Source organism: Streptomyces glaucescens (assembly GCF_002154375.1).
In the GTDB taxonomy this organism is placed as follows: Bacteria; Actinomycetota; Actinomycetes; order Streptomycetales; family Streptomycetaceae; genus Streptomyces; species Streptomyces glaucescens.
In genome coordinates, this window is the sequence record NZ_MUND01000156.1 from 1 (window position 1) to 7,289 (window position 7,289).

The window sequence follows — 7,289 nt, forward strand, 5'->3', positions numbered from 1 at the left end:
CCCGGCGATGAGCAGGGGCAGCAGCACTCCGGTGGAGGCGCGGGCGGGCAGTACCGCGGCGAAGACGGCCAGGCTGATCGTGTTGGCACCGCTGACCGCGGTCTTGGAGAAGCCGACGAGCAGTGCCGCGAGGGCGAGTGCGGCGAATTCCCAGCCGGTGAGGTGCCAGAGCGTCATCGTGTCCATGCGGACACCGATGCTATGCGCACGCAACCGGGCCCGTGAGCGCCGTCTCGCCTGGTGACCACGGCCGTCCTACGAGGTCATCACCGCCGCCGTGCCTCGCCGCGCCCCGAGGGTCACCGCCCCGCGTACCGCCCCCGCAGCTCCCGCTTCAGCACCTTCATGCTCGGCCCCAGCGGCAGCGCGTCGGTGAACTCCACGCGGCGCGGGTACTTGTGGCGCCCCAGGCGTTCCCTGGCCCAGTCGGTGATCCCCTCGGGGTCGGGCGCGGCGCCCGGCGCGGGCACGATCACGGCGCAGATCTCCTCCCCGTGCAGTTCGTCGGGCAGGCCGATGACCGCGACCTGGGCGATGCCGGGGTGGCGCATCAGAACCTCCTCGACCTCGCGGGGGTAGACGTTGTAGCCGCCGCGGATGATGACGTCCTTCTTGCGGTCGACGATCCGCAGGAAGCCGTCCGTGTCCTTGGTGCCGAGGTCGCCGGTGCGGAACCAGCCGTCGACCACCGCCTCGGCGGTGGCCTCGGGGCGGCCGAGGTAGCCGGAGAAGACGTTGTGGCCCCGGATGACGACCTCGCCGAGTTCGTCGGCGGGCAGCAGCTCGACCCGGTCCTCGACATCGGCGCGGGCGATCTCCACGTCCACGCCCCACAGCGGATGCCCGATGGTGCCCGCCCGGGTGCCGAAGGCGGGCTGGTTCACGGTCGCCGTGGGCGAGGTCTCGGACAGTCCGTACCCCTCGTAGACGGGCGCACCGAACGTCTCCTCGAACCGTTCCAGCACCGCCACCGGCAGGGAGGCGCCGCCGGAGACGCACACCCGCAGTTCGGGCAGGGCCGCGGCCTCGGCCGCCGCGGCGACCAGGGCGACGTACATGGTGGGCACCCCGTGGAAGGTGTCGACCTCCTCCCGCACCATCAGCTCGATGGCGCGCGCCGCGTCGAAGCGGGGCAGCAGCACGAGCGTGGCCCCGGCCCGCCAGGTGGAGTTGAGGGAGACGGTCTGCCCGAAGGCGTGGAACAGCGGCAGCGCGCCGAGCGCGATGTCGTCGGGGCGGATGTCGTTGGCGTCGAACGCGTTGACGGTCGCGTTCATCACCAGGTTGAGGTGGCTGAGCACGGCGCCCTTGGGGACGCCGGTGGTGCCGCTCGTGTAGAAGACGACGGCCGGGTCGTCGGCGTCGCGGGTGACGTACGACGGCAGCGGTTCGGCGTCCGCCGCGAGCTTGTCGAACTCGGCGCCCAGGAGGACGACCCGCACCCCGGCGGCCCGCGCGGCGGCGGCGCCGGTCTCGGCCTGCGCCGGATGGCACAGCAGCAGGGTGGCGCCGCTGTCCGTGAGCACGTGCTCGACCTCCGGCGCGGACAGCAGCAGGTGGACGGGGACGACCACGCCGCCGGCCGCCGCGATCGCGTAGTACGCCGTCGGGAAGTCGGCGACGTTGGGCGCCATCAGGGCGACCCGGTCCCCGGGCCGCACGCCGAGCCCGGCGAGGGCACCGGCCCGCGCCAGGGCCCGCTGCCAGACCTCGGCGAAGCTGAGGCGCAGGTCGCCTTCGACGAGGGCGGTCTTGGCGGGCCGGCGGCGCGCGTTCTCGGCGAGGATGCTCGCGAGGGACAGGGTTGCCATGGGGTTGTCGCTCCGTTTCCTTGCTGCGGCTCTGCGGGAGGTGGCCGTCACTGCCGGGGGTCGCTAATGCCGCTCGACGAGGAGCGCGCTCCCCTGTCCCACCCCCACGCACATCGTCGCCAGCCCACGTGCGGCCCCCGTGCGGCGCATCCGGTGCAGCAGGGTGGTCAGGATGCGGGCGCCGGAGCAGCCCAGCGGGTGGCCGAGGGCGATGGCGCCGCCGGTGGGGTTGACCAGGTCGGGGTCGATGCCGAGCCGGTCGACGCAGGCGAGGGCCTGCGCGGCGAACGCCTCGTTGAACTCGGCCTCCTGGATGTCGCCGATGCTCCAGCCGGCGCGGTCCAGCACCTTACGGGTGGCGGGGACCGGGCCGATCCCCATGACGTCGGGGTGGACCCCGGCCGAGGCGCCGGCGACGTAACGGCCGAGGGATTCGAGGCCCAGCTCGTTCAGCGCCTCCTCGCTGACCAGGAGGAGGCCCGCGGCGCCGTCGTTCATGGGCGAGGCGTTCCCGGCGGTGACGGTGCCGCCCTCGCGGAACACCGGCTTGAGGCGGGACAGCTTCTCGTACGAGGTGTCCTCGCGAACGCATTCGTCGCTGTCGACGACGACGCCGTCCGGGCGGGTCACGGGCAGCAGCTCGTCGTCGAAGTGGCCGTCCTTGCGGGCGAGGGCGGCCCGCTGGTGGCTGCGCAGCGCGAACTCGTCCTGCCGTTCGCGGCCGACGCCGTACCGCGCGGCGACCTCCTCGGCGGTCTCCCCCATGGCCAGCAGGCCGTGCAGCTCCCGCATCGCCGGGTTGACCAGCCGCCAGCCGAGCCGGGTGTCGGCGGTCTCGATCCGGTGCGGCAGGGCCTCGTCGGGGCGGGGCAGCACGAAGGGGGCTCGGCTCATGGACTCGGAGCCGCCCGCGAGCACGATGTCCGCCTCGCCGGCGGCGATGGTGCGGGCGGCGGTGGTGACGGCCTCCAGGCCGGAGGCGCACAGCCGGTTGACGGTGGCGCCGGGCACGGAGTCGGGCAGTCCGGCGAGCAGGGCGGCCATCCGGGCGACGTTGCGGTTGTCCTCGCCCGCCTGGTTGGCGGCGCCCCAGTAGACGTCGTCGATGCGGGCCGGGTCCAGCGCGGGCACGTCGGCGATCAGGCCGCGGATCACGGCGGCGGCGAGGTCGTCGGGCCGGACGGCGGAGAGGGCTCCGCGCAGCTTGCCGATGGGGGTGCGGCGGGCGGCCGCGAAGTGGACGGGACGCACGAGGGACTCCTGACCGTCATCGCTCAGCAGACAAGGGCAGTGCCGGGGGCGATGGGGGCGCCCGCATTAATTAGCACTGCTAGTTTTCGACTATAGACCTCCGGACGGCTCCCTGGGAAGATCCCCCGGAACTCGTCCGGGACTGCGACCCGTCCTTCCCCCGACGCGGCTGGAGGAGCCCATGACCGACGCCCGCGAGCACGTCCTCCCCGGAACACGGGGCACGATCACCGCCCGCGAGTGGCCGCACCCGCGCCCTCGCTACACCGCGCTCGTGGTGCACGGCTACGGCGAGCACATCGGCCGGTACGCGGAGATGGCCGGCGTACTGACGGAGCACGGTGCGGCCGTGTTCGGGCCCGACCACATGGGCCACGGCCGGTCCGCCGGGGAGCGGGTGGTGATCGAGGACTTCGAGGACGTGGTCACGGACGTGCACGCCGTCGCGGAGCGGGCGCGGTCCGCGCACCCGGACGTGCCGATGGTGCTGATCGGGCACTCCATGGGCGGCCTGATCGCCGCCCGGTACGCCCAGCGCCACGGCAGCGCCCTCGCCGCACTGGTGCTGTCCGGGCCGGTGATCGGCGCCTGGGAGACGCCGGCCCGGCTGCTCGCCCACGACGCGGCGCACGGCGAGGTGCCCCGCATCCCGGTCAGCCCGGCCGCGCTCTCCCGCGACCCGGCGGTGGGCGCGGCGTACGCGGCGGACCCGCTGGTCTGGCACGGCCCCATGAAGCGGCCGACGCTGCGGGCGTTCGTCCGGACGCTGGAGGACGTCGCCCGGGGCGGAGACGTGGGCCGGCTGCCGCTGCTGTGGCTGCACGGCGACGACGACCGGCTGGTGCCGCTCGCGGGCAGCCGCACCGGCGTCGAGCGGCTGAGCGGCGGCGCGGCGACCGAGCGGATCTTCCCGGGTGCGCGGCACGAGGTGTTCCACGAGACGAACAAGGCGGAGGCCTTCGCCGAGGTCACAGCGTTCGTGGACCGGGTACTCGGGGAGTGACCGGACGGACCCGCCACCCGCCGGCCCCACCCTCCCACCTCTGCGCCACGCCGGGTTTGTACCGGTACGTGCGGGGCACCCGCGCCCCCATGGAGCGGTCGGGGCGAGCGACCCGCGCCGCTCCGTACGTCCAGGAACACTCGCGGACGAAGTGACAAGGAGAGGCCCCCCATGACCGTAGTGAAGAGCACGCTGCCCGACGACGACCGCCGGGTCGCCTGTGACGCCCTGCAGGACACCTTGGTCGACCTGCTCGGGCTGTCACTGATCGGGAAGCAGGCCCACTGGAACATCGTCGGGCCCCGCTTCCGGTCGATCCACCTCCAGCTCGACGAGGTGGTCGCGACCGCCCGCGCCCACTCCGACACGGTGGCGGAGCGGTGCGCCGCGCTGGGCGAATCGCCGGACGGCCGGCCCGAGACGATCGCCGCGCGGTTCGCGCTGCCCGGGCCGAAGGAGGGCTGGGTGCGCGACAACGAGGTGGTCCAGGTGATGGTGGAGTCGCTGGGGGCGGCCATCGGACGGCTGCGGGAGCGGATCGAGGCGACCGAGGGACCGGATCCGGTCACCCAGGACCTGCTGATCGCCATCACCGGCGACCTGGAGAAGCAGCGCTGGATGTTCGAGGCCGAGAACTTCCCGCACGAGGACTGACCCGGGCGCAGGCACCACAGGGGAAGGGGCAGGCCATGACGGACTCCCGCGAACTCGACGCGCTGTGGGAGGACTTCCACCGCGTGGTCAACATGACCTCCAAGGAGCTGGCCACCTGGCTGCGGACCCGCGACGCCGGCGAGCTGACCGAACCGCTGCCGGACCAGGCGGGACCCCCGCTCGGGAAGCAGGTGCTCGCCGTCCTGCAGAAGCGGCGCACCGATCTCACGGACGAGGACGTCCGGGTGATGTCGCTGGTGGTGGAGATGGTGTCCGGGCAGACGGACATGGCGAACGAGCCGGAGGCCGAACGGACGCGCCAGCGCCACACGCTCATGTCGATCGGTCACGACCCGCTGAAGCCGTGACCGACCCGCGGCGGGTGGTGCGCGAGCTGGTGCGGGCGCACGGGCGGACGTACGCCGAGGAGGCGGGCATCCGGCTGCGGGACACCCCGCAGCCGCTGTACCGCCTGCTGGTGCTGGCAGTTCTGCTCAGCGCCCGGATCCGCGCGTCCGTCGCCGTCGCCACCGCGCGCGCCCTGCACGAGGCGGGCATGCGCGATCCGCGCCGAATGGCGCAGGCGGGCCGGCAACGCCGGGTGAACGCCCTGGGCGAGGGCGGGTACCGGCGCTACGACGAGCGCACGGCCACCCTGCTCGGCGACGGTGCGGACCTGGTCACCCACCGCTGGGGCGGCGACCTGCGCCGGCTGCGCCAGGAGGCGCGCGGAGACAGCGGGGAACTGCGGCGGCTGCTCCAGGAGGTGCCCGGGCTCGGCCCGGCGGGCGCGGACATCTTCCTGCGCGAGGTCCAGCGGGTCTGGCCGGAAGTCGGGCCCCACCTCGACGACAAGGCGCTCTCCGGCGCCCGGCGGCTCGGCCTGCCGACCGACCCGGACCGGCTGCTCGAGGTCGCCGGTGACACCGAACCGGCCGTGCTGGCCGCCGCGTTGGTGCGGGCGGCGCTGGCGAAGGAGGTGGCCGAAGACACGCTCCGCCGGGCGGCGTGATCGTGCCAGACTGCTCGCAGCCCCGGGGCTTCGCGGGGCCCGCCGAGCGAAGGAGCAGCGCGTGACGGGGACCGAGCCGGCCGTACGTCGGATCGACACGACCCGGCCTCATCCGGCCCGGGTGTACGACTGGTATCTCGGCGGCAAGGACAACTATCCGGTCGACGAGGAACTCGCCCGGCAGATCATGGCGATCGACGACGGCGCCCCGCGGGCCGCCCGCGCCAACCGCTGGTTCATGCAGCGGGCCACCCGGCTGCTGGTCCGGGAGACGGGCATCCGCCAGTTCCTCGACATCGGCTCCGGCATCCCGACCGAGCCCAACCTCCACCAGATCGCCCAGGCCGCCGCGCCCGACTCCCGGGTCGTCTACGTCGACAACGACCCGATCGTCCTGGCACACGCCGCCGCCCTGCTGCGCGGCACCCCCCAGGGCGCCACCGACTACGTCCAGGCGGACGCCCGGGACCCGGAGCGCATCCTCGAAGAGGCCGCCCAGACCCTCGACTTCGACCGCCCGGTGGCCCTGTCCCTCATCGCCCTGCTGCACTTCGTCGCGGACGAGGACGGCGCCTACGACCTGGTGGACACGCTCGTCGGCGCGCTCGCGCCGGGCAGCTGCCTGGTGCTGTCCGCGATGACCGCCGACTTCGAGCCGGAGAACGTCCGGCGTGGCATCGCCGCGTACACCGCGGGCGGAGTGACCCTGGTGGCCCGCTCACAGGCCGAAGTGGCCCGGTTCTTCAGGGGACTCGACCTGCTGGCCCCCGGCGTCGTCTCCGTCGCCGACTGGCGCCCGGAACTGGCGGAGGGCGAGTCGGATCTCGGCCCGGGCCCGGTGTCCCTGTACGGCGCGGTCGGCCGCAAGGTCTGACCGCGGGCCCGCACCGTCGCGGCGCTGCTGCCGGGCGGTTCCGCCCGACCAGTGGGCGGCGCCGATGCAGCAGGCCACCGCGACGGGTGCGAACCGCAGCCGGCCGGTGCGGGCCGGACCGAGGAACGGCGGGATCGCGCGAAGGCTCTGATCGCCGAGATCGACGCCGGGCGACGGGGCGTCTGCCGCCCGCGGTGATCAACGACCCCGCGCTGCCGGTACGCTGTGGCAGCCGCGGCGTTCCCCCCACCATCACCCGCACCCGCGCGGTGAGTTAGGCCCGCGGCTGTCGACTCACTCTGGACGAGGACGAAGCACAGGTGCTCATAGCGGGCCGTTACCGGCTGCAGGACCCGATCGGGCGCGGCGCGATGGGAGAGGTCTGGCGGGCGTACGACGACACGCTCGGCAGGCCGGTCGCCGTCAAGCTGCTGCTGCCCCAGGACTCCGACACCACGGCCGCCTCCCGGTTCCGGCTGGAGGCCCAGACCGCCGGCCGGCTCCACCATCCCCATGTGGTCGGTGTCCTGGACTTCGGCACCTACGAGAACAAGCTGTTCCTGGTGATGGAACTGGTCGACGGCGACAGCCTGGCCGGGCTCCTCGCCCACTCCGGGCCGCAGTCCGCCGAGCGGGTGGCGCGGATCGCCGCGGAGGCGGCGGCCGGGCTGGCCGCCGCCCACC

Annotated in this window: 8 protein-coding genes and 1 pseudogene; 6 read left to right on the forward strand and 3 right to left on the reverse strand. The window is 73.9% G+C overall.

Annotated features, from left to right (window positions below; all coding sequences use genetic code 11):
- The 3 genes and pseudogenes from CCN42_RS11905 to CCN42_RS11915 form a co-directional block, all read right to left on the reverse strand.
- A pseudogene (locus tag CCN42_RS11905) lies at nt 1-186 on the reverse strand (sulfite exporter TauE/SafE family protein); the annotation flags it as partial.
- Between the two features lie 113 nt (nt 187-299).
- Complete coding sequence (locus tag CCN42_RS11910; protein ID WP_086735229.1) at nt 300-1,811, reverse strand: long-chain-fatty-acid--CoA ligase; 1,512 nt, start codon at nt 1,809-1,811, stop codon at nt 300-302.
- A 63-nt stretch (nt 1,812-1,874) separates the two neighbouring features.
- The gene (locus CCN42_RS11915) at nt 1,875-3,062 is read right to left on the reverse strand and encodes a thiolase family protein (RefSeq protein WP_086735231.1); all 1,188 of its coding nucleotides are present in this window, start codon (nt 3,060-3,062) and stop codon (nt 1,875-1,877) included.
- A 181-nt stretch (nt 3,063-3,243) separates the two neighbouring features.
- On the opposite strand from CCN42_RS11915, the gene CCN42_RS11920 reads away from it, so the two are divergent.
- The 6 genes from CCN42_RS11920 to CCN42_RS11945 form a co-directional block, all read left to right on the forward strand.
- Nucleotides 3,244-4,065 (forward strand): alpha/beta hydrolase, encoded by an 822-nt coding sequence (locus tag CCN42_RS11920; RefSeq protein ID WP_086735233.1) that lies wholly within the window; start codon nt 3,244-3,246, stop codon nt 4,063-4,065.
- Nucleotides 4,066-4,236: 171 nt separating this feature from the next.
- Complete coding sequence (locus tag CCN42_RS11925) at nt 4,237-4,719, forward strand: Dps family protein (protein WP_086735235.1); 483 nt, start codon at nt 4,237-4,239, stop codon at nt 4,717-4,719.
- Between the two features lie 35 nt (nt 4,720-4,754).
- Entirely contained in the window at nt 4,755-5,087 is a 333-nt protein-coding gene (locus CCN42_RS11930; RefSeq protein WP_086173513.1) for a DUF3140 domain-containing protein, read from the forward strand.
- On the forward strand, nt 5,084-5,731 hold the full coding sequence (locus tag CCN42_RS11935) for an endonuclease (protein WP_086735237.1): 648 nt from the start codon (nt 5,084-5,086) through the stop codon (nt 5,729-5,731). The genes CCN42_RS11930 and CCN42_RS11935 overlap by 4 nt, the downstream gene beginning before the upstream one ends.
- A gap of 61 nt (nt 5,732-5,792) precedes the next feature.
- On the forward strand, nt 5,793-6,605 hold the full coding sequence (locus CCN42_RS11940; protein ID WP_086735239.1) for an SAM-dependent methyltransferase: 813 nt from the start codon (nt 5,793-5,795) through the stop codon (nt 6,603-6,605).
- Nucleotides 6,606-6,925: 320 nt separating this feature from the next.
- The coding region (locus tag CCN42_RS11945) for a protein kinase domain-containing protein (RefSeq protein ID WP_158102079.1) at nt 6,926-7,289 on the forward strand (364 nt) is incomplete at its 3' end.